Here is a 22,003-nt window from a genome sequence, read left to right as displayed (position 1 = left end):
GAGGCAGGGGATGCGATAGTTCCGCCGGCTTGGGGGCGGCGCACCAAAAAACGGCAGGGACAGCGCCACGATCCGGAAGTGCTCTATTGGCAATACGTGCGACAATGTCCAGCCCGACATTTTGCTTGCCCTAACGGGCTCTTCTCATGGCGTATCCTGAATATATCCTGACCTTGTCCTGCCTCGATCAGCGCGGCATCGTGCTGCGGGTCTCGGGCTTTTTGGCCGAACATGGCTGTAACATCATCGATTCCGACCAGTTCGGCGACGCCGAATCGAAGCTGTTCTTCATGCGCGTGCACTTCGCGCTGGAAGACGCGAGCGTGAGCGATGCCGCGCTGCGCGCCGGCTTCGACGCCCTGTGCGCGAACCTGGATGCCAAGGGCGAGCTGCACGACACCGCACGCAAGCCGCGTGTGATGCTGATGGTGTCGAAGATCGGCCACTGCCTGAACGACCTGCTGTTCCGCTACCGCAGCGGCCTGCTGCCGGTGGAGATTCCGGCGATCGTTTCCAACCACATGGAGTTCTACCAGCTCGCGGCCAGTTACAATATCCCTTTCCACCACTTGCCGCTCGAGGCCGGTGCCAGCGAATCGGCCAAGCGTGCCCAGGAAGCGCGCGTGATCGAACTGCTCGACACCCACCGCATCGACCTGGTCGTGCTGGCGCGCTACATGCAGATCCTGTCGCCGGAACTGTGTCAGGCACTGAAGGGAAGGGCAATCAACATCCACCATTCCTTCCTGCCCAGCTTCAAGGGAGCGCGTCCGTATGCCCAGGCCCACAAGCGCGGCGTGAAGCTGATCGGCGCCACCGCCCACTTCGTCACCGGCGACCTGGACGAGGGCCCGATCATCGAGCAGGACGTCGAGCGGGTCGACCACGCGATGAGCGTGGATGAGCTGACGGCGATCGGACGCGACGTCGAGAGCGTCGTGCTGGCACGCGCGGTCAAGTGGTTCGTGGAACACCGCATCCTGCTGAACGGCGACAAGACCGTCGTGTTCAGCTGAACCCCAATATATAGAAAGCAGCTAGCACCCGATGGCCCTGAAAGCAACGATCTACAAGGCAGACCTGAACATTGCGGACATGGACCGCAACTACTACCAGGAGCACGCGCTCACCATCGCGCGCCATCCTTCGGAAACCGACGAGCGCGTGATGATCCGCCTGCTCGCCTTTGCCTTGCACGCCGACCCGGCGCTCACCTTCGGCAAGGACCTGTTCGACGTCGAGGAACCGGCCCTGTGGCTGAAGGACCTGACCGGCGCCATCGACACCTGGATCGAAGTCGGCCAGCCCGACGAACGCCGCCTGATGAAGGCCAGCGGCCAGTCCAACCAGGTGATCGTGTACAGCTACAGCGCTACCAGCCACATCTGGTTCAAGCAGCTCGCCAGCAAGATCGAGCGCGCCAGAAAGATCACCATCATCAACATCCTGCCCGAGACCAGCGCCGCCCTCGAGCGCCTGTGCAGCCGCAACATGCAGCTGCAGTGCACGATCCAGGACGGGCAGGTGTGGATCACCGACGGCACCGAGACCGTGCAGGTGGAGCGCGAGACGCTGACGGCGCCGCGCTGATTACAGCCCAGCCGCTATAATCGCCGCGTGCACGCTGAGGTTTTTGTTAGCTTATGAACGTCGCCCCCGCGAAGGCGGGGGCCAAGTTGCTGGCACTACCGATATGCGGGCAAAACTTGGATTCCCGCCTGCGCGGGAAGTCGTTTCCGGCAGTGCCGGGAACGACGCTATTCGACTACTCACCAGGTAACGCCATGTTCAAACGCATCGCCCTGCTGGCCACCGCCGGCCTGCTGTCCACCGCCGCCTTGGCCCAATCCCAGGTCCAGGTAAGTGACCCATGGATCCGCGCCACTGTCCCGGCCCAGAAGGCCACCGGCGCCTTCATGCAGCTGAAAGCCGCCAAGGCGGCGCGCCTGCTGGCCGCCAGCAGCCCGGCCGCCGGCCGCGTCGAGATCCACCAGATGGAAATGCAGGGCCAGACCATGCGCATGCATGCGGTCGACGGCATCGACCTGCCGGCCGGCCAGGCCGTCAACCTGGCGTCCGGCGGCTACCACATCATGCTGCTCGACCTGAAGCGCCAATTGAAGGAAGGCGAGCAGGTGCCGATGACGCTGACGGTGCAGGGCGCCGACGGCAAGCGCGACAGCGTCAACCTGACCGTGCCGGTCAAGCCGCTGGCCTACAGCGCACAAGGCGGCCACTGAGCGCGCATTGAGCCGCCACCGGGCCGCCACCGGGCGGCCCAAGCGTCAGCGCGGGTCGCCGCCGGCACGGTGCACGCCGCCCGAGCCCGCGACCGACTTGCGCACGCGCGGGTCGCCGTAGTACTCGACGTCGCCCGAACCGGCGACCGACACGTTCAGCTCGTTGCGCGCCCACACCTTGGCGTCGCCCGAACCGGCGATGTTCACCTTGACGTCGTCGCTGCGCACGCGCGCCAGGTCGACGTCGCCCGAGCCGGCGATCGACAGCGACAGGCTGCGCACGCTGCCCTCGTCGACCCGCAGGTCGCCGCTGCCGCTGACGTTGGCGCGCAGGTCGGCGCCTTCCGCCTTGCGCACATTGACGTCGCCCGAACCGCCGATGGCGATCTGCATGCGGTCGCCGCGCACCGCGTCGGCGTCGATGTCGCCGGAGCCGGACACCGACAGCCGCTCGATTTCGCGCGCCTGGACGATGAACTTCAGGTTGCGCGTCTTCGGCATCATGTGGCCCTTGGCGCGGATTTTCAGCGTGCCGTCTTCCACCACGGTCTCGATCAGCGGCAGCAGGTTGGCGTCGGTCTCGACCGTGATGCCTTCGCGGCTGCCGCTGCGGATCTCGACCTTGCCCGGCAGCGACAGCGCGACGCCGCTGAAAGCCCCCAGCTCGCGCGCCTGGCGCTGCACGTTGCCGTTACCCTGCACCTGTTCTCCCTTGCTCCAGTCCCAGTCGCGGGCCTGGATGGCAGGGAGGGCAAAAGCGGCACCGAGGGCGAGGACGCAGGCGGCGGCGAGCAGGCGGCAGTTCGGGCGGGTCGTGTTCATCTTGTTATCTCCGTGAAAAGTGGCTGGACGTTTGCATCCTAGGCAAACGGCCCGGTGCATGCGCGGACTTTGCGACGAAGTGCGCAATTGCCACACCAGAGTGCCGCCGGCTGGAGCGAACGGTACGCCGTCCAGTATGATACGAGCCTTCCGATTTACCCTTGATGGATTAGAGAACAGACATGGCAGCCGAAGAAGTGACATTCGACCAGGTGGCAAAAGCGGCAAGCGGGCTGCGGGACGCGGGCGAGGCGGTGACGCTAGACGCGGTGCGCGCGGCACTCGACGCCGACGGCGTGCAGGCGACGGCGGGCGCCGTCTACAAGCACCTGGCCGACTGGCGCGCGGCGCATGTGCCGGCCCCGTCAGCCCCCGCGGCGGAACTGCCGCCGGCACTGCTGGCGGGCCTGGCCGACTGGGCGCGCCAGTTCGCGCACGAGGCCGGCGCCGCCGACCGCGAAGCGCTGGCCCGCGCCGGCGACGACATGCAGTCCCTGATCGACGCCGGCGACGAACTGGAAGCCGCGCGCGCCGAACTCAGCGGCCAGGTGGCGGCGGCGTCGGCCGAACGCGACGACATGCTGGCCCAGCTGGCCGACCGCGACGAAACGATCGAGCGCCTGACGGCCGAGCTGAGCAACGCCAAGCAGGTGGCGATGGATGCGCTGGTCGGCAAGGCCAAGGACCAGCTGGCGATCGAAGGCAAGGACGCCCAGCTGGCCGACCTGCGTGCCCAGATCGAACGCAACGTGACGGCCGCTGCGGCGCTGTCCGATGCGCGCCTGGCGGCCGAGATGGAACTGGTCGGCGCGGCGACCGCGCGCGACAGCCTGGCGGCGGAACTCAGGGATGTGCGGGCGCAGCTGGATGTGCTGCGCAACCGGCGCTGAGCTTGCCGCGGCATCAAGCTTACCTGTAGCTAGCATTCGATGGCCGTCGTCCCTGCCTTCGGGAACGACGTTCGGTTGTCAATTTGCCACAGCGGTATCGAAAAAATATCTTTCCAAGTGGAACTTTGTGTTGGCGCTGGTTTTATAATTAATGCATCGCCTGTTTCAGCCCTTGCATGATGGAATATCACCAGTCCTCGCAGATTCCCACCCTGTCGTACGTCGAAAACGAAGACCATCCGGTGTTCGGCACCCTGGTCGAGCAGATCCTGCATCTGCTGAATTCGAAGCTGGTATTTTCCGACGTCATCATCCACCAGAACAGTCCCTTGATGCTGCGCCAGCCGAAGGGGCTGGTGGCGGTGACCGATTCGCCGATCACCCGCGAAGAACTGGAAGAATTCTTCGACGTCATCGAGCCGAACTGGGCCGAGCGCATCGCCGACCGCGCCTTCGACCGCTCGATCGACCTGCACACGGCGCGTATCCGCGCCAACTGCTTCAGCTTCCAGGGAAAGAAGCGCCTCGGCTGCGTGATCCGTCGTTTCCCGAAGGAGCCGCTAGGGCTGCATGAGCTCGGCCTGCATGCCGACGAACTCGAATTCGCGCGCCTGACCAGCGGCCTGGTCCTGATCATCGGCGACACCTGCCAGGGCAAGTCGACCACGATCGCGTCGATGCTCGACGAGATCAACAAGCGGCGCTCGGGCCACATCATCACCATCGAAGACCCGGTCGAGACCCTGATCCCGCAGCGCAAGTGCATCATCACCCAGCGCGAGGTCGGCCTCGACGGCGACGTCGAGAGCTATTACCTCGGTGCGCTGGATGCCTTGCGCGAACGGCCCGACGTGATCGTGATCGGCGAGATCCGCGACGCCCAGACCGCCCAGGAAGCGCTGGCCCTGGCCGAGTCCGGCCCGCTGGTGCTGGCCACGCTGCACGCGCGCTCGACCGAGCTCGGCCTGCAAAAGATGCTGCGCCTGCTGGGCAATTCCGACGCCCAGGGCCAGGCGCTGGCGCATGCGCTGCGCGGCGTGCTGTGCCAGGCGCTGCTGCCGTCGAAGCAGGGCAACCGGTATCACCTCGCGACGGAATGCCTGAGCCTGAATCCGGCGGTGGCGGCGATGATCGAGCAGGGCGACCTGGGCGCCATCCGCACCCACATGAACGCCGGCCATGCGCCCGGCTGCCATACGATGAACAGCGTGCTGGAAGCGCTGCTGGCGGCGCACAAGGTGGGCGTCGACGATGCGCGCGCGGCCACCACGGATCGGATTGGATTCGCTGAAATGGTGTGAGGGAAATAGCCCTCAGGTAGCCCTTAAAGGTACTCTTCACGGTGCTTTCCCACTTTTCTTGATGCCTTCGCGCTGGCGCAATACCGGCGCTTGTCGCGTGCCTCAACATCTGCCGGGTGTGCGCCAGAACACGGCACCGTTCGCGCATGCCTTCAAGAAAAGGAGATGCGTGCAATGTGCGGAATCAGTGGGATTGTCAACAAGAACGCCTCGGCCGTGAGTCCCGGCGCGATCAAGGGCATCAACGATCTGATCGCCCACCGCGGCCCGGACGACGAAGGTTTTTTCCTTGGCGGGCACTTCGCACTCGGGCACCGGCGCCTGTCGATCCTCGACCTGTCGCCGGACGGGCACCAGCCGATGCACTACCAGGACAGGTACGTCATCACCTTCAACGGCGAGATCTACAATTACCTCGAGATCCGCGAAGAATTGCTGCAGGACGGCTACCGCTTCGTGTCGAAGACCGACACCGAAGTCATCCTTTGCGCCTACGACAAATGGGGGCCGGCCTGTGTCGAGCGCTTCAACGGCATGTGGGGCTTCTGCCTGTACGACCGTGAAAAGCAGGTCCTGTTCTGCAGCCGCGATCGCTTCGGCGTGAAGCCCTTCTATTACGCGGATACGCCGCAGAAATTCATCTTCGGTTCCGAAATCAAGCAGGTGCTGGCCGGCCGCGGCGGCCCTGCCGTGGCCAACATGGGCGCGGTACGCGACTTCCTGATCGAAGGCTATTCCGACCACACGCACGAAACCTTCTTCGAAGGCGTGGTCGCGCTGCCGGCCGGCCATAACCTGGTGTATTCGCTGGCGAACCACAGCGCCGAGCTGTCGCGCTATTACACGCTGGCCGCGCCACCCGAGGTCGAAGCGCTCGACGAACCCTCGGCCATCGCACGCTTCCGTGCAGAACTGAAGCGCTCGATCGGCTACCGGCTGCGCTCGGACGTCAAGGTCGGCACCTGCCTCAGCGGCGGGCTGGACAGCTCCAGCATCGCCAGCCTGTCGGCCGCGCTGTACCACGAAGCCAGCCCCGACCGCTTCCAGGCGATCCACGCCAACAGCGGCATCGACGAGATTGACGAAAGCGCCTACGCGCGCGAAGTCGCCAAGGCCGGCGGGATCGACCTGTTCGTCATCGAGCCCAGTGCCGACGAATTCATTCGGGCCATCGACGAGGTCGTGTACTGCCAGGAAGAGCCGTTTGCCGCGCCGTCGATCTTCATGCAGTATTTCGTGTTCAAGAAGGCAAAGGAAATCGGCTGCAAGGTGATGCTGGACGGGCAGGGCGGCGACGAGACCCTGCTCGGCTACGAACGCTACTACGCGGCCTACCTGCATTCGCTGCCCTGGCGCGACGCCATCGGCGAACTGTTCGTGATGCGCAATCACTCCAAGCTGTCGCTATCCGAACTGCTCGGCAACTTCATGTATTTTTCGATCTCGCGCCTGCGCATCTGGCGCCTGCGCCGCAAGTTCGCCTACATCAAGCCCGAATACCTGCTGCAGTTCCCGAACATCCGCAAGCTGAGCAAGGGCTACCGCGACATCCGCGCCATGCAGAAGCTGGAAATCGAAAGCTTCCAGCTGCCGCACCTGCTGCGCTACGAAGACCGCAATTCGATGCGCCACTCGATCGAGGCGCGCCTGCCTTTCCTCGACTACAAGCTGGTCGAAGCCGCCTTCGGCATGAACAACCATTTCAAGATCAAGGACGGCTGGACCAAGCACGTGCTGCGGGTCGCGATGGAAGGCCTGGTGCCGAAGAATATCCTGTGGCGCAAGGTCAAGCTGGGTTTCGAAGCGCCGGCGGACGCCTGGATCAAGGCGGCCAGCGCCAGCATGCGAGCGACCATCGGCGGCTCCGCCATCGTGGCCGGCATGTGCAAGGAAGCACTCAACTTCGACAAGATCGACAAGGTGACCTTCTGGAAGCTCTACAGCATCGCCAAATGGGAAGCCGTGTATTCGGTGCATGCGTCCAGGATCCCGGACGAAGTCCGCGCCGCCAGGCCGGCGCAGAGCGGAGCGTTTGCGCACCGTACCCCGACCGCGCCCTCGGCGGTGCAGGTGCGCAGCGGCCGGTTCGATTGACGCGGCCATGCAGTTGGTGCCGCTGCCGGTTGCTGTCCGCGCCGGCGCCGGCACCCTCGCTCGCGCCGGCTGGCACCGTCAGTCCAGCGGCACCGCGCGATAGCGGTTGACCTGCGCCGCCGTCACTTCGGGCGCGGCATTGCCCCAGCTGGCGCGGACGTAACTGATCACCGCGGCGGCTTCGGTATCGTTCAGCACCAGGCTGAAGGGCGGCATGCCGTAGGGCCGTGGGTTGCCCGCGGTCGACGGCGGAAAGCCGCCGCTGAGCACGATGCGGATCGCGTTGACCGGCTCCGCCATCGTCAGCGCGCGGTTGCCGGCCAGCGGTGGATAGATATTGCCGTTGCCGCGGCCGTTGGCGCCGTGGCAGTCGGCGCAGTGTGTCTCGTACAACTGGCCGCCGAGCTTCATCGCCGCTTCGTTCGGCGGCGCGGCCGGGGCCGCCTCTTCGCGGTCCGCGGGTAGCGATTTCAGGTACACCGCAATGGCGCGCAGGTCGGGTTCGGACAGGTGCTGCAGGCTTTGCTGGACCACTTCGGCCATCGGCCCGAACACGGCACCCTGGGGCGAGACCCCGGTGCGCAGCAGCTGCACGATGTGCGGCACTTCCCACTCCCCCAGTCCCGCTTCGCTGCCCGACGTCAGCGATGGCGCGTACCAGCCGCTGACCGGGATCAGTCCGCCGGACAGGCCACCGCCGCTGCCGCCCAGCAGGTTGCGCGTGCTGTGGCAGGCGCTGCAATGGCCCAGGCCTTCGACCAGGTAGGCCCCGCGGTTCCACGCCGCCGGCCGGGCCTGGTCGACAGGCTGGACGCCGGGGCGGAAGTACAGCAGGCGCCAGCCAGCCAGGGCCAGCTGGCTATCGTACGGAAAACGCAGCGCGTGCGGCCGGTTCGGCTGGCGCACCGGGGGCAGGCTGCGCAGCCAGGCGAACAGGGCATCCGCATCATCGCGCGTGACCCGGGTGGTGTGGGTGTAGGGAAAGGCAGGATACAGCAGGCGCCCGTCGCGGCCGATGCCATTGTGCAGCGCGTTCCAGAAATCGTCGGCGCTCCAGGCACCGAGGCCGGTGGCTTGATCCGGTGTCAGGTTGGGGCCGTACAGGCGGCCGAACGGGGTGTCGAGCGCGCGGCCACCGGCATAGGCCGCGCCGCCGCGCGCGGTATGGCAGCCGATGCAGTCGCCGGCGCGCGCCAGGTAGGCGCCGCGGGCGATGTTGTCAGGCGTAGGTGCCCAGGCCTGGGGCGAGCGCGCCGGAATGAATTCGGCGCGCGGCCAGGCAGCCACGGCCCAGGCGGCCAGGGCCAGCAGCAGCGCCAGCAGCACGATGCCCAGCCGTGCGAAGATGCGCCTCATCGCGCCTGCTCGCGCGCCTGGGTGGACGCAGCCTGCTGCGCGCTGCCGCAGGCCAGCGGCAAGGGCTGCGGACCGGCCGCTTGCGGGGCCGGGTCCGCCGGCTGCGGTTCGCTCGCCAGCCAGGCCGAGACCGCGGCGACGTCGGCCAGCGACAGGCGCGTTGCGATCGTCCCCATGCAGTCGGGCGCGTGGGCACGGCGGCTGCCGTTGCGCCAGGCCCCGAACTGGGCGTTGATGTAGTCGCGCGGCAGCCCGAGCAGGCCGGGAATGGCGGGCAGAGTGCCGGTCAGGCGATGGCCGTGGCAGGCGATGCAGGCCGGCACCTTCAGCGCGGTGTCGCCCTGCTTCACCAGGTGGTGGCCGCGCGCCAGTTCGGCCGTCGGCAAGCCGGCGCGGTCGAGCGGTGCGGCCGCCAGGTGCTGCGCCGCGAAGTAGTCGGCGATCTCGCGCAGGTAATCGTCGGACAGCGGCGTGACCATCCAGGTCATCAGCGGATACTGGCGCCGGCCTTCGCGGAAGTTGAGCAACTGGTGATACAGGTAGCCGGCGGGCTTACCGGCGATGCGCGGGAAATAACGGGGTTCGTCACGCGGCGGCGGCTTGCCGGGGTCGCCGTGGCACGAGGTGCAGGCCACGAGGCGCTGGGCCAGCGTATCCGGTACCGGAGCTGATACGGGAGCAGGTGCGTGGGCAGATGCGGACGTCGGCTGACCCGCAGCCGTCGCGGCCGGTAATAGGCTTGGGCTCAGGCAATACAGCAGGACGATCGGCGCACATCGAAACGCAGCCCGCATGGCGACTCCCGGAATGGCGGAGTTCGCATCATACTTTGTTTTGTTGCAATGTGGTCAATGCGCGTCCTGGAAACTGCGCAGGTAGGCCAGCAGCGCCTGCATCTCGTGGTCATTGCCGATGCCCCAGAAGCGCATCCTGGTGCCGGGCATCGCCTGGTCCGGATTGGCCAGGAAGTGGGCCAGCGTCTGCTCGTCCCAGACGATGCCGGATGCCTTCATGGCGGGCGAATAGGCGAAGTCGGCGGTGGACCCGGCACGGCGTCCGAACAGGCCGTTCAACTGCGGGCCGAAGCCGCCGCGGGCATTGGCACCGACCTGATGGCAGGAGGCGCATTGGCGGAACACGGCGGCACCGTCGACTGGCTTGTCGGCGCGCGAGCAGCCTTGCACTGCGGTCAGGAGTACGAACAAGGGAAGCAGAGGGTAGACAAGGAAGTGCGGCGCTTTCATCCCGCCAGTATAAAACGGGGTGGAAAGTCCGTTAGCTAGTTTGGAGCGGCCGATAAAACGCTGTTGTTGTCCTGGAGGTAACAGAGGCGTACACGGATCCGTTCGGCGACGCCTCTGGAATAAGCCAGTTGGAACTATCCGCTTAGCGGGCGCGCGACGCGCGGCGGCGGCGCGCCAGCAGACGCTCAAGTTCGAGCCTCTGTTCCATCGTTTCCTGAATGAGAATCTCGGCGGACCGGGAATCGCCGATGATGAATTTCCATAATGCCTGCAGCCGTTTCATAATCGCCCGATGTGGTTCACAACAAAAGTCGCGATCTTATTTCCTTTAGGCATTACGAATCGGTGCGTCAACGCACATTAAGATGATAGTAAGAAATATTTGTTCGTCATTGTTGTCCTCACGCCCGGTGGGCACGGTCTTGGATTCAACTAGTGAACGCAACACGCCAAGACAAACAGAGGAGTGGAACAGCAATGAGCGCTACAACGCAGCGGGATCGAGCGGTGGGCTTGGCAAAGTCGCGCCCGGCTGAAGCACTTAAGCAAGCTCGTCAGATTGACGACCCATGGTTTCGCGCACAGGCGTTGACTTGGGTTGCACGATTTGCAGACATTGATGTCATCAGAATCTCGGCGGAAGCAGCGAGAGCTGCGGCTGAAGGTCGCGACAAGTATCAACAGTGTGCAGTCTGCGCATGGGAAATTGTTGCGCTTGCTGAACGAGAGTACCAATCCGAAGCCAGCAAACGTCTTCGCGAAGCCCTGAACCTCGCCAAACACGTGGAGCCTGTCGCTTCTCGAGGCGAAGCGCTTTTTCTCCTTCTGCAGGCCGGCGCAAGGATCGCTCCTGACGATGCGGAAGACGTGTACGACATGCTGAAGAACTTATGCGGCGCAGAGGGACATTGGCGGTGTCAACGTGCAGTACGGAAAGCAGCGAAGATAATGTCTGGGGAATTGCAACCTCGCCCATTCTTTTGGTGACGCAAGACTGTGTGCGTTCGAGCGCAACGTACGCAATAGCGCGGTTGCTGCTTATCGTGACCGTTCGTGACTTTCCCGCTCAGTCAACCTGTTATGCTGTGTTGAACGGCCAGTCCGGCCTTGTGACTGGAATGGCTGGGATCGCTTTTATGGTTGCCGCGCTGGCCTATCGCGCGAAAAAGGCGGAATTTTAGGTCAGGAAGTGCCTTATCACATCTCCAGTTCGGCTCGCAAGTGAACTCAGCCGGACGACCGCAATCGGCCAGAAGCAGACTTATCAAACAAGGAAAATATGCTGCATCACCTGTCTATAGCCGTTTCTGATCTCGACCGAGCCTCTGCTTTCTACGACGCGGTTTTAAAACCATTGGGGTATGCCCAAGTCTTTGCTGACGACGAGGCTGTGGGCTACGGGTATGAAGGTGGTGGCGATAAACTGTGCCTGAAACTTGCAAAGCACGTGATGATTCCTGGAGAAGGCTTTCACTTGGCCTTCACCGCCACGGAGCCTAATCAAGTGCACGAATTCCATGCCGCTGCGCTGCGCCACGGTGGACGGTGCAATGGCGCACCAGGGCCTCGGCCAGAATATGGCGATAGCTACTATGCAGCCTTCGTCTTTGATCCCGAGGGGTATCGGATTGAAGCGGTCATCAACTGAACTGCCTAATAGCCGTATCGCGAATGACCGCAATGGGTCGGGCGCTGCCGTACACTGGATGGCCGAGTTCGGCCAGAAGTAGAGGTTCATCCTGGCATTCCGATGGCGTCGATCGTACTAGATAATTTCATCAAGCAAATAGAAAGAAGATTTATGATCGACAGCGTCTTGTTGGCTCGTGCGCTTTTTTCTTGCTGTGTTCTTGTGGCCGTAACTGGAGGCGTGGCCAGTTTTCTTCTGCTCCCCGGGAAGAGACGCTTTTTCAAACTCTTCTATTCGCATCCAAAAACTGACTTCACTGGCATAGGGTGGCAGCTTCGACAAGCATCGCTATTCTTCACTTATCTGGCCTTCGCAATCGCTGTCATTTTTTGGATTCTGAAAAAATGAGCGACCTTGACGCCAGTGTGCATCCGCTTTGGGGCGAAAGTGGACGCTACCGTAAGGCTGCTAACGGCCAGAATCAGACGTTCATGCAAACCGCAACGACAAGGAAAGATCATGCGTGACGAGGACATCGTGCGGGCGAATTTCTGGAACGAGTCGACAGGGAACTGCGATTGCTGCGGTAAGCAATCGAAGACTATCTGGGGGGATTTAACGGACTCTTATGGAGCGAAGGCTGTCTATTTTGTGCAGTGGACAGTTGACGAGCCAGGCCATATGCCGAATTTCGACATGGTCATTGGGCCATGGGGAGATGGAACTTCCCCAGCTGACCGTGTGTTGGTTTCCTTGTTATACCAGCCTCGTTCAGGTGGTGAAGCGTTCATGCTGGCTGACGGCAAAGGACGGCGTGCGGATGACCGCAGCCTTTGTGACCGAGCACTTGAGCGAGCGGATGTGATCGGTACCACGTTAGCAAATCAAGTGTTTTCGCTAGTCGATTCGCTCTGGCTGACAGAACCACGGATAGAAGGAGTTCGGGCTTTGGACAACCTCGCCCATCCAAGCAGTTGAGCGTCGGCTTCGAGTCGGAAGCGGACTTGGCCTTATGTCCGCAATCGGCGCAATTTCTTATAATACTTCGCTGAAGATTTATGAAAACGAAATGGTTAGTCCAAACAAACGTACTTGGCGACTCACCAACGAAGGATCAGCTTCGCGAAGCTTGCAACGCTGAGGGGCTGGAGTTCATCGGGTTTGCTCATCCACCGGGAAGCCGATGTGAGCCAAGCATCGCGGTCGAACATGCCAAGGGACCAATTGTTTTCCACGCGCGATCATCGGCGCTTCTTGGCGCGTTAGGCACAATTTGGTCATCAGGTGTATTTTTTTCGCCTGAGAGTTTTTGCCATGAGGCATATGCTGCTCACTATGGGAGCGATTACATTAACCATCAGGCTATAGTCGTTTCGTGGGATGAGCTTGTGGGCACCCGCGGAACACGCGATGAGCATCTGTTCATAAAACCAGTTGACGACTACAAAGGGTTCACCGGGCAGTCCCTCAGCGCGCGTTCGCTCGCATCTTATTTTGAGCAACTGTGCAGCCGAAATCCGCAGATCACACGTGCCACGGAGGTGGTTGTCGGGCCTGCCATCGAAGTCGACGCTGAGTGGCGTTTCTTCATTGTCGGCAATGAAGTAGTTAGTGCGAGCATGTACCGTCCGGTTGGCGATCCAAGTGTACCTAAGCCAGTTGTGGACTTTGCTCAAGCGCTGGCCCGCGGTTGGTCCCCAGCACAGGTATATGTTTTGGACATTGGCAAAGCGAATGGGCGCCTAAGCGTTATAGAATGCAATTGCTTCAACGCAAGCCGGTTCTATTGCGCCGACATCAGACGCGTCGTCAATGCAGTTTCAGAATTTCAACAAAAACAGTATTTTATAGGCTGACGCTTCGGCTAAGCTTGGCAAGGATGAATCGATCGGACAACTGCCATATCTTAACGAGTATTTCAATAGCGCCGTTTCAAAGTTTCAGCTTGCAGGGGGCAGGATCATAGAGTGAAGCAAACCGAGGTCTGTTCCGAACCTGTCGAGGAACATCTGCTGCATGAAGAAATTTCGCCATCATGCGTATTTTGCGAAGCCAAAGGTCGTACAGACCTATCGCTTCCCATTCGTCTGTCTTTCCTGCCGCAAGTCGTTCAAGTTTCCTGCGGCTTTACGTGAGCGTCACTGTCCGCAATGTGCAGGGCCGATGGTCATGTTGAGTCGGAAGTTCTCGGCGCCGAAATGCAAGAATCTGGCGCAATGGGCAAAGGTTCGATTCCTCATCGAACATGGATTTCGTTTTTACCCTGTTTTCGATCCTTGCGCAGGCGGCATGCTCACCGCCATGTATCCTGACACGCTGGAACAGGCGAGGTGGTTTGTGCAGCGCTATGCTTCTCAGCGGGCACGACAATGAGCCGATCTCCCGTCCCCAACCGTCGATCTTCATACGGATAAGGGCAATACAATTGCCGGCAAGCGGCCAGGAGCAGGCGTTCGTCAAGCGTCACGGACAGTGCGAATACAGTTCACCTATCGCCAGATTGATGACTCCAAAAAATTCCAATAGTTTGTTTGTCGCGGCACTTCGCTCGCGATTTCCAGAAGAAGCAGCCCTGACTGATCATTGGCTTAGGGAAAGGGGATGGGAACCCAACGATGACAATACAGCGCTCAACTGGGTCGAAGCGTTCGCTGACAGGACCACCGAAGCCGTCAAGCGCAGGGATGCTGAAGCGGTCCAGGCACAAACGGACTTTATCGCTGCCGCCTATCGTGCCGAACCCGGTGCATTGCGTACCATTGTCGATGTCTCGTACGCCGAAAACCTGATGTGGGATGCCAGCGCCTTTGACAAACAGTGGGCCTGGAAATATATTGCGGCAGAAATCCAGCAACTTTTTGCCGAGATATGGGGCGACCCCACCAGCGGTCAGGACTAATGGTTCGAAGCGGACATAAACGACCTCTATAGCGTGCGCAACTACGTCAACGATGTCGCCTGCGCCCTGTCAGTCTTTCGGCAGCGTGGCCCGGACAACTGCCGGCGCCGCCGGCTGCGCCCGCCAGTGACGGTAGATGCGCAGCGCCACGTGGGCATCGTCCGCCGCGTACAGGATCTGCTTGTCGCTCAGGCGCGGCAGCGACCAGTTGGTGGTGGTGATCTTGCGCGACTTCTGCAGGCGCTGGCCGAAGAAGCGCTCGACCGCGGTCTTCGCGCCCCAGGCATTGCGCTCGCCGCGGCGCAGGGCAGTGGAGAGGTCGAGCACGTTGCGGGTGTCGATGCCGAGCTTGGCGCGCAGGCGGCGCAGGTCGTCGCCGAGGCCGAAGCCAACTTTCAGGATCGTTTCCGATTCCAGTATGGCGCGCAATACCGGCACGATGTGCGCGCAGGACGGCTCCGGCTCGCCGTTCGCCGGCGCACGCACGCCGGCAATCTGGAACAGCCAGGCGTGCTCGTCGGTCGCCAACTGCACCAGGTGCGGGCCGGTCGAGACCTCGCCTTTCTGGAAGGTCGGCTTCGATTCGGTATCGAAGCCGACCGTGTCGGACGCCGCCAGCGCCGCCAGGGCGGCGTCGGCATCGGCGCGCGTGCGCACCAGGCGCACGTCAGCGAGCTGCAGGCCTTGGTAGGGTGGCAGCGCGTCGTCCAGGGCTTCGCTCATGGGCGCGATTGTCCTGACTGGTTTAGCGGCGCGAGAATTTCGACGCCAGCTGTTCCAGCTTTTCCTGGCGCTTGCGGTCGGCTTCTTCCTTGACGGCCAGTTCGCGTTCGGCCTTCTTGCGCTCGGCTTCTTTCTTGAAGCGTTCCTGCAGCAGTTCCTTGGCGTGCTGGCGGTGGGTGTCGGTGACTTCGGCGCCCGGATTGCCGTCGAGGTCGTAACGCACGGTGGCCTTTTCCATCGCGCGCAGGTAGCGCATCGAGCCGGTATGGATGCCGAGCGCGGCGCGCATGGTCTTGCGGTTCAGGCCGGGCATCTTGGCCAGCACCTGCTTGTCGATGCCGATCGCGAGCGGCAGGCACTCGCGGAAGGCCTTGAACTGTTGCTGCAACTGCTTCAGCAGGGCGCGCGGGGTTTGCGCTTCGGCGGCCGGTGCGTCGGCGGCCGGTGCCTCGGCGCCCGGCTGCGGGGCGGACCCGGCGTCGAGCTGCGGTGCGGAAGTGCCGGTATCAGTGGCACCGGTATCGGACGTCGGGGTAGGGGACGTACCGGTTGCTGCGTTTTCGGTGGCCTCGTTGGACTCGGCGACAGGACTCATCGTATTCATTGACTTCATGGTAAGAACAAGAAGCGGAAGGATAGCATGGCCGGCGCTCCGTTGTGCCGCTCAGCCGTGTCATAGAAGGTTTTTTAGCGGAAATGACCACCATTTCTCATCCAGCGAACGGGCACGGGGCCGGGAAATCGTGTATGATCCGCCCCTTTGCTTGCGTCGGACTTGCGCCGACGCAGACTGGCCGGGGGGGCGAAGAGCGGGCAGGGGAAGTATGCGAAATTCTTATATCCCTTATCGGATATATTAATTGGCAAGTAAACTTTCTCGCATGCATAATGTGCCTGTCTCCTCTATTCTCCTCTGGAAAATAGATTTCAAGCCCGTCGCCTGACGGGCTTTTTTTCGTTCTGACATGCTAGACCGCGATCTCGACATCACCACGTTCCGCCCCAGCCCACCGGCCCTGTCCGGCGCCGCCCTTTTGCGCGCCGAAGGCGGACCGGCCGGTGCGATGCCGCGGGGTGCTTGATTTTCGGCCTAATCGCCCTTAGGTAGGGCCATCCCGTTATCCCTTCCCAAGGCCCGCGTTGCGGGCCCGGTGGATTATTGACTTCGCAGGCGCGCACTTCGCCTCGACTGGAGAAAGTTTTATGAAAAACACCGCCAAGACCTTGACACTGACAGCGAAGAAAGCGCCGGCGAAAAGCACGGCCCAGCTGTCCGTGCCGAAAACCGCGACCTCCTACTTCCTCGAAACGGAAGTGGCGGCCGGCGCGCCGGCGGCCAAGGTGACGGTGGTTAAAACGCGTTCGCGCCTGGCGTCGCTGAAGGCGGCCCAGGCCGAGCAGGCGAACGAGGCAGCGCAAGCGGCGCAACTCGAGCCGGAACAATTCGACCAGGCCGCGGCGGCAGGTGCCGAAGCGGCCGACGCGGTCGCGCCGGTGCTGGCCGCAACCGAATCCAGCCTGCCTGCCGACGAAGTCGACACCGTGGCCGACCCGGTCGCCGCGCCGGCCCCGGCCGCATCGATCCCGGCCCCGGCCGCCGCAGCCGCCGCCCCGGAAGTCACCCAGATCGTGACCCCGCACGCGGCCGTGGCCGCCGACGCCTCCGACCCGATCCCGACGCCGACGGCACCCGCCGCGCCGCCGGTGATCGTGCGCAAGCGCGTGTCGAAGCTGGCTGCCCTGAAGCCGGCCGAGCCGGCATCGGCGTCGGTACCTGAGCCGGTCGCACCGGTCGTGGAAGCCGCACCGGCCGCCGCCGAGGCGCCGGCCGCGCGCGTGATCCGTACCCGCACCGCGCGCCGCGTCGAGCCGGGCACCGCCGCCGCATCGAGCGCCCCGACCGGCACCGTCAGCACCACCACCGATGCCGCCGCCCTGGCCGCGATCGACACTTCCGGCTACACGCTGCCGGGCGTGAAGGTACCGGGCCGCCGCGGCCGCAAGCCGAGCGAGTTCACGCCGGAGAACGACGAGATCGCGGCGCTGAACGCGGTCGAGCGCGCCGAACTGAAGGCAGCCTCCAAGCTGCGCGAGCGCAAGGCCAAGGGTATCTCGGGCATCCTCGGTGCCGAGCAGGGTTTCTCCGGCGAAGAGCTGGAAAAGCGCCGCACCCAGCTGAAGAACCTGATCAACATGGGCAAGGAGCGCGGCTACCTGACCCATGCGGAGATCAACGACCACCTGCCGGAAAACATCATCGATCCGGAAGCGATCGAAGGCATCATCGCGACCTTCAACGACATGGGCATCGCCGTCTATGAGCGCGCCCCGGAAGCCGAAATGATGCTGCTGTCGGACGCCGTCGTCACGCCGACCAGCGAAGACGAAGTCGAGGCCGCCGCTGCGACCGCGTTGTCGACCGTCGATTCCGACTTCGGCCGCACCACCGACCCGGTCCGCATGTACATGCGTGAGATGGGCGCGGTGTCGCTGCTGACGCGCGAGGGCGAGATCGCGATCGCCAAGCGTATCGAGGAAGGCCTGAAGGACATGGTGCAGGCGATCTCGGCCTGCCCGGTGACGATTTCGGAAATCATCGCGCTGTCGCACAAGATCGCCAGCGACGAGCTGAAGATCGACGACGTGGTCGACGGTTTCGTCGACCTGAACGAAGGTTCTTCGGCCCCGGCCGCGCCGGCCGCTGCGGCCTCGTCGTCCGATGACGAGGAAGAAGACGAGGTCGAGGAAGAAGAAGAGGAAGAGGGCGAGTCGGGCGGCAGCGCCGCCGCCGGCTATTCGGCCGAACAGCTGGCTGCGCTGCGCAAGAGCGCGCTGGACAAGTTCTCGACCATCGAAAAGCACTTCGACAAGATGGGCCATGCGTTCAAGACCCACGGCTACGGTTCGCTGCAGTACCTGGCGGCCCAGGACGTGATCACGACCGAACTGCTCGGCATCCGCTTCACCGCGAAGATCGTGGAAAAGCTGTGCGACACGCTGCGCGGCCAGATGGACGAAGTGCGTTCGATCGAACGCGCCGTGCTGGACATCTGCGTGAACCGCTGCGGCATGCCGCGCGCCCACTTCATCAAGGTGTTCCCGGGCAATGAGACCGACCTCGAGTGGGTGCAGCGCGAAGTCGACTGCGCGTATCCGTACAGCGCCGTGCTGTCGCGTAACGCGCCGGCGATCATGGAACTGCAGCGCCGCATGATCGACCTGCAGGCACGCGTCGCGCTGCCGCTGGCCGACCTGCGCAAGATCAACAAGCAGATGGCTGCCGGCGAAAAGCGTGCGCGCACGGCGAAGCGCGAAATGACGGTCGCCAACCTGCGCCTGGTGATCTCGATCGCCAAGAAGTACATCAACCGCGGCCTGCAATTCCTCGACCTGATCCAGGAAGGCAACATCGGCCTGCTGAAGGCCGTGGACAAGTTCGAGTACCGCCGTGGTTACAAGTTCTCGACCTATGCGACCTGGTGGATCCGCCAGGCGATCACGCGTTCGATCGCCGACATGGCCCGCACCATCCGCGTGCCGGTGCACATGATCGAGACGATCAACAAGATGAACCGCATCTCGCGCCAGATCATGCAGGAAACCGGCACCGAGCCGGACATGGCGACGCTGGCAGCAAAGATGGAGATGCCGGAATCGAAGGTGCGCGAGATCATGAAGATCGCGAAAGAGCCGATTTCGATGGAAACTCCGATGGGCGAGGACGGCGATTCGCAGCTGGGCGACTTCATCGAGGACAACGCGACCCTGGCGCCGCTGGAAGCCGCGATGCACGCCTCGATGCGCGGCGTGATCAAGGAAGTGCTGGACTCGCTGACCCCGCGCGAAGCCAAGGTGCTGCGCATGCGCTACGGCGTCGAAATGTCGAACGACCACACGCTGGAAGAAGTCGGCAAGCAGTTCGACGTGACCCGCGAGCGTATCCGCCAGATCGAAGCCAAGGCGATGAGCAAGCTGCGCCAGCCGTCGCGTTCGGACAAGCTGAAGACCTTCCTGCAGAATCAGTAAGCGCTGCGCAGCAAGGCTTCGCACCACGTAAAAAATCCCCGGTCCGTCCGGGGATTTTTTTTTGGCCATTTCATTGCACCCGTGATCTTTGGAGAGAATCGCGCAATACGTGTTTCTACGTAATTGTCGTGCAATTGCAAAGGAGAATTGTTTCTAGCATGTATCTTCTTTTGTTGCCTCCTATTCGCAGATAGAATTTCGCACTTTCCTTGTCATAGAGCATCACATGTCTGACGATCAAAAATCCTCGTCGCGCCGACGCCTGATCAAGAGTCTGGTATTCGTGCCGATGGCAGCAGGTGCCGCCGGTGCAATCCATGGCGGTTTGACGACGGCGGGTGCCGCGGCCACCGTGGCTCCTGAAGGCAAGCCCGACGCATATACCCCGAAATATTTCACGCCCGACGAATGGCGCTTCCTCGGCGCCGCCGTCGACCGCTTGATCCCGCACGACGAGCATGGTCCGGGCGCGATCGAACTGGGCGTGCTCGAGTTCCTCGACCGCCACATGCAGACCCCGTACGCGGCGGGCAGCATCTGGTACCTGCAGGGTCCGTACTTCGAGGCGGCACCGGAATTCGGTTACCAGGGCAAGCTGCCGCTGAAGGACATCCTGCGCGTCGGCATCCGTGCCTTCGACAAGCACGCCGTCAACAATTTCGGCGGCAAGAAGTTCGCCGACCTCGACCACAAGCAGCAGGAAGCGCTGCTCAAGGACGCCGAGGGCGGCAAGCTGAAGTTCGACGACATCTCGTCCAAGATCTTCTTCGCCAACCTGCTGGCCGAGGTGCGTAACGGCTACTTCGCCGACCCTATCCATGGCGGCAACAAGGGCATGGGTGCGTGGAAGATGATCGGTTACCCAGGCATGCGCGCCGACTACCTCGACTGGGTCGAGGTGCGCGACAAACCGTATCCGATGGGGCCGGTGGACCTGAGCGGACGTCGAGGCTAAAGGCAAGGAATCAAAGAAAATGGCAATCGTAAAAACTAAAGTGGATGCCGTGATCGTCGGCGCCGGCTGGACCGGCGCGATCATGGCCAAGGAACTCACCGACCAGGGCTTGACCGTGGTCTGCCTGGAACGCGGCCCGGACCGCGACACCGTGCCCGACTTCGCCTACCCGCGCGTGGTCGACGAACTCGAAGGTTCGGTGCACCGCAAGTACCTGCAATCGCTGTCGCAGGAAACCCTGACCATCCGCCACGGCGTCAACGACACCGCGGTCCCGTACCGCCAGATGGGCTCGTTCAAGCCGGGTACCGGCGTCGGCGGCGCCGGCAGCCACTGGTCGGGCGCGCACTTCCGCCCGCTGCCGGAAGACTTCACCGCACGCAGCAGCCTGGAACAGCGCTTCGGCAAGAAGTTCATCCCGGCCAACATGACGATCCAGGATTTCCCGGTCACCTACGAGGAACTGGAAGCTTCGCTCGACCACTTCGAATACGTGTGCGGCACCTCGGGCAAGGCCGGCAACATCAAGGGCCAGATCATCGAAGGCGGCAACCCCTTCGAAGGCGCGCGCACGCGCGACTACCCGCTGGGTCCGAACCCGAACTACCTTGGCTCCGAACTGTTCTACAAGGCCGCCAAGGAAATGGGCTACCACGCCTATCCAATCCCGGCTTCGAACGCTTCCGCTCCCTACATCAACCCCTACGGCTGCCAGATGGGCCCGTGCAATGCCTGCGGCTTCTGCTCGGACTACGGCTGCCTGAACTATTCCAAGGCCAGCCCGAACGCCAACATCTGGCCGGTGGTCCGTGGACGCAAGAACTTCGAGATGCGCACCCACGCCCAGGTCATGAAGGTGAACCTGGACGCCGACAAGAAAAAGGCGACCGGCGTCACCTACCTGGACGCCCAGGGCCGCGAAACCGAGCAGCCGGCGGACATCGTCCTGCTGTGCGCATTCTCGTACATGAACGTGCACCTGATGCTGCTGTCGGAAATCGGCACCCCGTACGATCCGGTGACCAAGACCGGCACCATCGGCCGCAACTACTCGTACCAGAACCTGAACCGCGTCCAGCTGTTCTTCGACGAGAGCGTACAGGCCAACCCCTTCATCGGCATCGGCGGCGCCGGCGCCACCTTCGACGACCTGAACGGCAAGCAGAACGACCCGACCAAGTCCGGCTTCATCGGCGGCGGCATCGTGTGGGCGCGCCAGCCGGGTTCCGGTCCGGTGCGCGGCATCTCGACCGCGCCGGGCGTGCCGAACTGGGGCAGCGGCTGGAAGAAGGGTGTCAAGGAAGCCTTCCGCCATTCGTTCTACTACGAAGTGCAGGGTTCCTGCATGTCCTACGACGACGCCTACCTGAGCCTGGACCCGAACTACAAGGACGGTTTCGGCCGTCCGATGCTGCGCATGACCTTCGACTGGCACGACAACGAGATCAAGGCCTCGCAATTCCTGGTGGACAAGGCCCAGGAGATGAGCAAGGTCCTGAACCCGATGGCGATGAAGGGCGATGCCAAGAAGGACGGCACGCACTACAACATCACCCAGTACCAGTCGACCCACACCTGTGGCGGCGCCATCATGGGCAAGGATCCGAAGACCTCGGCCCTGAACAAGTACCTGCAATCGTGGGACGTCTCCAACGTGTTCGCGCCGGGCGCCAACGCCTTCCCGCAGAACAACGGCTACAACCCGACCGGCCTGGTCGGCGGCCTGGCCTACTGGTGCGCCAAGGCGATCCGCGAGCAGTACCTGAAAAACCCGGGCCCGCTGGTGCAGGCGTAAGCGCGCACTAAGCGCACAAGGACACGAC

23 protein-coding genes are annotated in these 22,003 nt (G+C 62.9%); 16 read left to right on the top strand and 7 right to left on the bottom strand.

Going from position 1 to position 22,003, the window contains the following annotated elements:
* The first annotated feature begins 146 nt into the window (after positions 1-146).
* From purU to U1H99_RS28595, 3 genes are all read left to right on the top strand, one after another.
* A complete protein-coding gene (gene purU / locus U1H99_RS28605) occupies positions 147-1,016 on the top strand; it encodes a formyltetrahydrofolate deformylase (protein ID WP_323144767.1) in 870 nt (289 codons plus the stop codon).
* A 31-nt stretch (positions 1,017-1,047) separates the two neighbouring features.
* Positions 1,048-1,590 (top strand): YaeQ family protein, encoded by a 543-nt coding sequence (locus U1H99_RS28600; RefSeq protein ID WP_323144768.1) that lies wholly within the window; start codon positions 1,048-1,050, stop codon positions 1,588-1,590.
* A gap of 194 nt (positions 1,591-1,784) precedes the next feature.
* Positions 1,785-2,240 (top strand): copper chaperone PCu(A)C, encoded by a 456-nt coding sequence (locus U1H99_RS28595; protein ID WP_323144769.1) that lies wholly within the window; start codon positions 1,785-1,787, stop codon positions 2,238-2,240.
* Between the two features lie 45 nt (positions 2,241-2,285).
* Here U1H99_RS28595 and U1H99_RS28590 read toward each other — a convergent pair whose 3' ends face one another.
* Complete coding sequence (locus U1H99_RS28590; protein WP_323144770.1) at positions 2,286-3,062, bottom strand: head GIN domain-containing protein; 777 nt, start codon at positions 3,060-3,062, stop codon at positions 2,286-2,288.
* Positions 3,063-3,244: 182 nt separating this feature from the next.
* On the opposite strand from U1H99_RS28590, the gene U1H99_RS28585 reads away from it, so the two are divergent.
* The 3 genes from U1H99_RS28585 (at position 3,245) to asnB (ending at position 7,347) form a co-directional block, all read left to right on the top strand.
* Positions 3,245-3,952, top strand: coding sequence for a DNA-binding protein (locus U1H99_RS28585; RefSeq protein WP_323144771.1), 708 nt, complete (start codon positions 3,245-3,247; stop codon positions 3,950-3,952).
* A 179-nt stretch (positions 3,953-4,131) separates the two neighbouring features.
* Positions 4,132-5,253, top strand: a complete 1,122-nt coding sequence (locus U1H99_RS28580) for a type IV pilus twitching motility protein PilT (protein WP_323144816.1) — start codon at positions 4,132-4,134, stop codon at positions 5,251-5,253.
* A 174-nt stretch (positions 5,254-5,427) separates the two neighbouring features.
* A complete protein-coding gene (asnB, locus tag U1H99_RS28575) occupies positions 5,428-7,347 on the top strand; it encodes an asparagine synthase (glutamine-hydrolyzing) (RefSeq protein ID WP_323144772.1) in 1,920 nt (639 codons plus the stop codon).
* Positions 7,348-7,425: 78 nt separating this feature from the next.
* On the opposite strand, the gene U1H99_RS28570 is transcribed toward asnB, so the two are convergent.
* The 4 genes from U1H99_RS28570 to U1H99_RS28555 all read right to left on the bottom strand — a co-directional run bounded on the left by U1H99_RS28570 (position 7,426) and on the right by U1H99_RS28555 (position 10,230).
* The gene (locus tag U1H99_RS28570; RefSeq protein WP_323144773.1) at positions 7,426-8,703 is read right to left on the bottom strand and encodes a c-type cytochrome; all 1,278 of its coding nucleotides are present in this window, start codon (positions 8,701-8,703) and stop codon (positions 7,426-7,428) included.
* Positions 8,700-9,497, bottom strand: coding sequence for a c-type cytochrome (locus U1H99_RS28565; protein ID WP_323144774.1), 798 nt, complete (start codon positions 9,495-9,497; stop codon positions 8,700-8,702). Before U1H99_RS28565 ends, U1H99_RS28570 begins: the two co-directional genes overlap by 4 nt.
* Before the next feature lie 54 nt (positions 9,498-9,551).
* Entirely contained in the window at positions 9,552-9,908 is a 357-nt protein-coding gene (locus U1H99_RS28560; protein ID WP_323144775.1) for a c-type cytochrome, read from the bottom strand.
* A gap of 181 nt (positions 9,909-10,089) precedes the next feature.
* The gene (locus U1H99_RS28555; protein ID WP_323144776.1) at positions 10,090-10,230 is read right to left on the bottom strand and encodes a hypothetical protein; all 141 of its coding nucleotides are present in this window, start codon (positions 10,228-10,230) and stop codon (positions 10,090-10,092) included.
* Between the two features lie 230 nt (positions 10,231-10,460).
* Here U1H99_RS28555 and U1H99_RS28550 point away from each other — a divergent pair, with 230 nt between their 5' ends.
* From U1H99_RS28550 to U1H99_RS28520, 7 genes are all read left to right on the top strand, one after another.
* Positions 10,461-10,934, top strand: a complete 474-nt coding sequence (locus U1H99_RS28550; protein ID WP_323144777.1) for a hypothetical protein — start codon at positions 10,461-10,463, stop codon at positions 10,932-10,934.
* A gap of 292 nt (positions 10,935-11,226) precedes the next feature.
* Entirely contained in the window at positions 11,227-11,595 is a 369-nt protein-coding gene (locus U1H99_RS28545; protein ID WP_323144778.1) for a VOC family protein, read from the top strand.
* 153 nt (positions 11,596-11,748) lie between these two features.
* Entirely contained in the window at positions 11,749-11,985 is a 237-nt protein-coding gene (locus tag U1H99_RS28540) for a hypothetical protein (protein ID WP_323144779.1), read from the top strand.
* 111 nt (positions 11,986-12,096) lie between these two features.
* A complete protein-coding gene (locus U1H99_RS28535; protein ID WP_323144780.1) occupies positions 12,097-12,555 on the top strand; it encodes a hypothetical protein in 459 nt (152 codons plus the stop codon).
* 80 nt (positions 12,556-12,635) lie between these two features.
* Positions 12,636-13,433 carry an ATP-grasp domain-containing protein gene (locus U1H99_RS28530; protein ID WP_323144781.1) on the top strand — a complete coding sequence of 266 codons (798 nt, stop codon included), beginning with the start codon at positions 12,636-12,638 and terminating at the stop codon, positions 13,431-13,433.
* A gap of 160 nt (positions 13,434-13,593) precedes the next feature.
* The gene (locus U1H99_RS28525; protein ID WP_323144782.1) at positions 13,594-13,950 is read left to right on the top strand and encodes a hypothetical protein; all 357 of its coding nucleotides are present in this window, start codon (positions 13,594-13,596) and stop codon (positions 13,948-13,950) included.
* The gene (locus U1H99_RS28520; protein WP_323144783.1) at positions 13,925-14,476 is read left to right on the top strand and encodes a DUF7674 family protein; all 552 of its coding nucleotides are present in this window, start codon (positions 13,925-13,927) and stop codon (positions 14,474-14,476) included. Before U1H99_RS28525 ends, U1H99_RS28520 begins: the two co-directional genes overlap by 26 nt.
* A 69-nt stretch (positions 14,477-14,545) precedes the next feature.
* Here the strand turns inward: U1H99_RS28520 and U1H99_RS28515 are convergent, their stop codons facing one another.
* Entirely contained in the window at positions 14,546-15,199 is a 654-nt protein-coding gene (locus tag U1H99_RS28515) for a 3'-5' exonuclease (RefSeq protein WP_323144784.1), read from the bottom strand.
* Between the two features lie 22 nt (positions 15,200-15,221).
* The gene (locus tag U1H99_RS28510) at positions 15,222-15,794 is read right to left on the bottom strand and encodes a ProQ/FINO family protein (RefSeq protein WP_375341656.1); all 573 of its coding nucleotides are present in this window, start codon (positions 15,792-15,794) and stop codon (positions 15,222-15,224) included.
* Positions 15,795-16,402: 608 nt separating this feature from the next.
* On the opposite strand from U1H99_RS28510, the gene rpoD reads away from it, so the two are divergent.
* The 3 genes from rpoD to U1H99_RS28495 all read left to right on the top strand — a co-directional run bounded on the left by rpoD (position 16,403) and on the right by U1H99_RS28495 (position 21,975).
* Positions 16,403-19,225 (top strand): RNA polymerase sigma factor RpoD, encoded by a 2,823-nt coding sequence (gene rpoD, locus U1H99_RS28505; protein WP_323144786.1) that lies wholly within the window; start codon positions 16,403-16,405, stop codon positions 19,223-19,225.
* 226 nt (positions 19,226-19,451) lie between these two features.
* The gene (locus U1H99_RS28500) at positions 19,452-20,180 is read left to right on the top strand and encodes a gluconate 2-dehydrogenase subunit 3 family protein (protein ID WP_323144787.1); all 729 of its coding nucleotides are present in this window, start codon (positions 19,452-19,454) and stop codon (positions 20,178-20,180) included.
* A 19-nt stretch (positions 20,181-20,199) separates the two neighbouring features.
* The gene (locus tag U1H99_RS28495; protein WP_323144788.1) at positions 20,200-21,975 is read left to right on the top strand and encodes a GMC family oxidoreductase; all 1,776 of its coding nucleotides are present in this window, start codon (positions 20,200-20,202) and stop codon (positions 21,973-21,975) included.
* Positions 21,976-22,003: the final 28 nt, after the last annotated feature.

The sequence above is a fragment of the Massilia phyllosphaerae genome (assembly GCF_034659755.1).
In the GTDB taxonomy this organism is placed as follows: domain Bacteria; phylum Pseudomonadota; class Gammaproteobacteria; order Burkholderiales; family Burkholderiaceae_D; genus Telluria; species Telluria phyllosphaerae.
The sequence above is the reverse complement of the archived record's forward strand: the minus strand, read 5'-3'. Positions and strand labels throughout refer to the sequence as shown.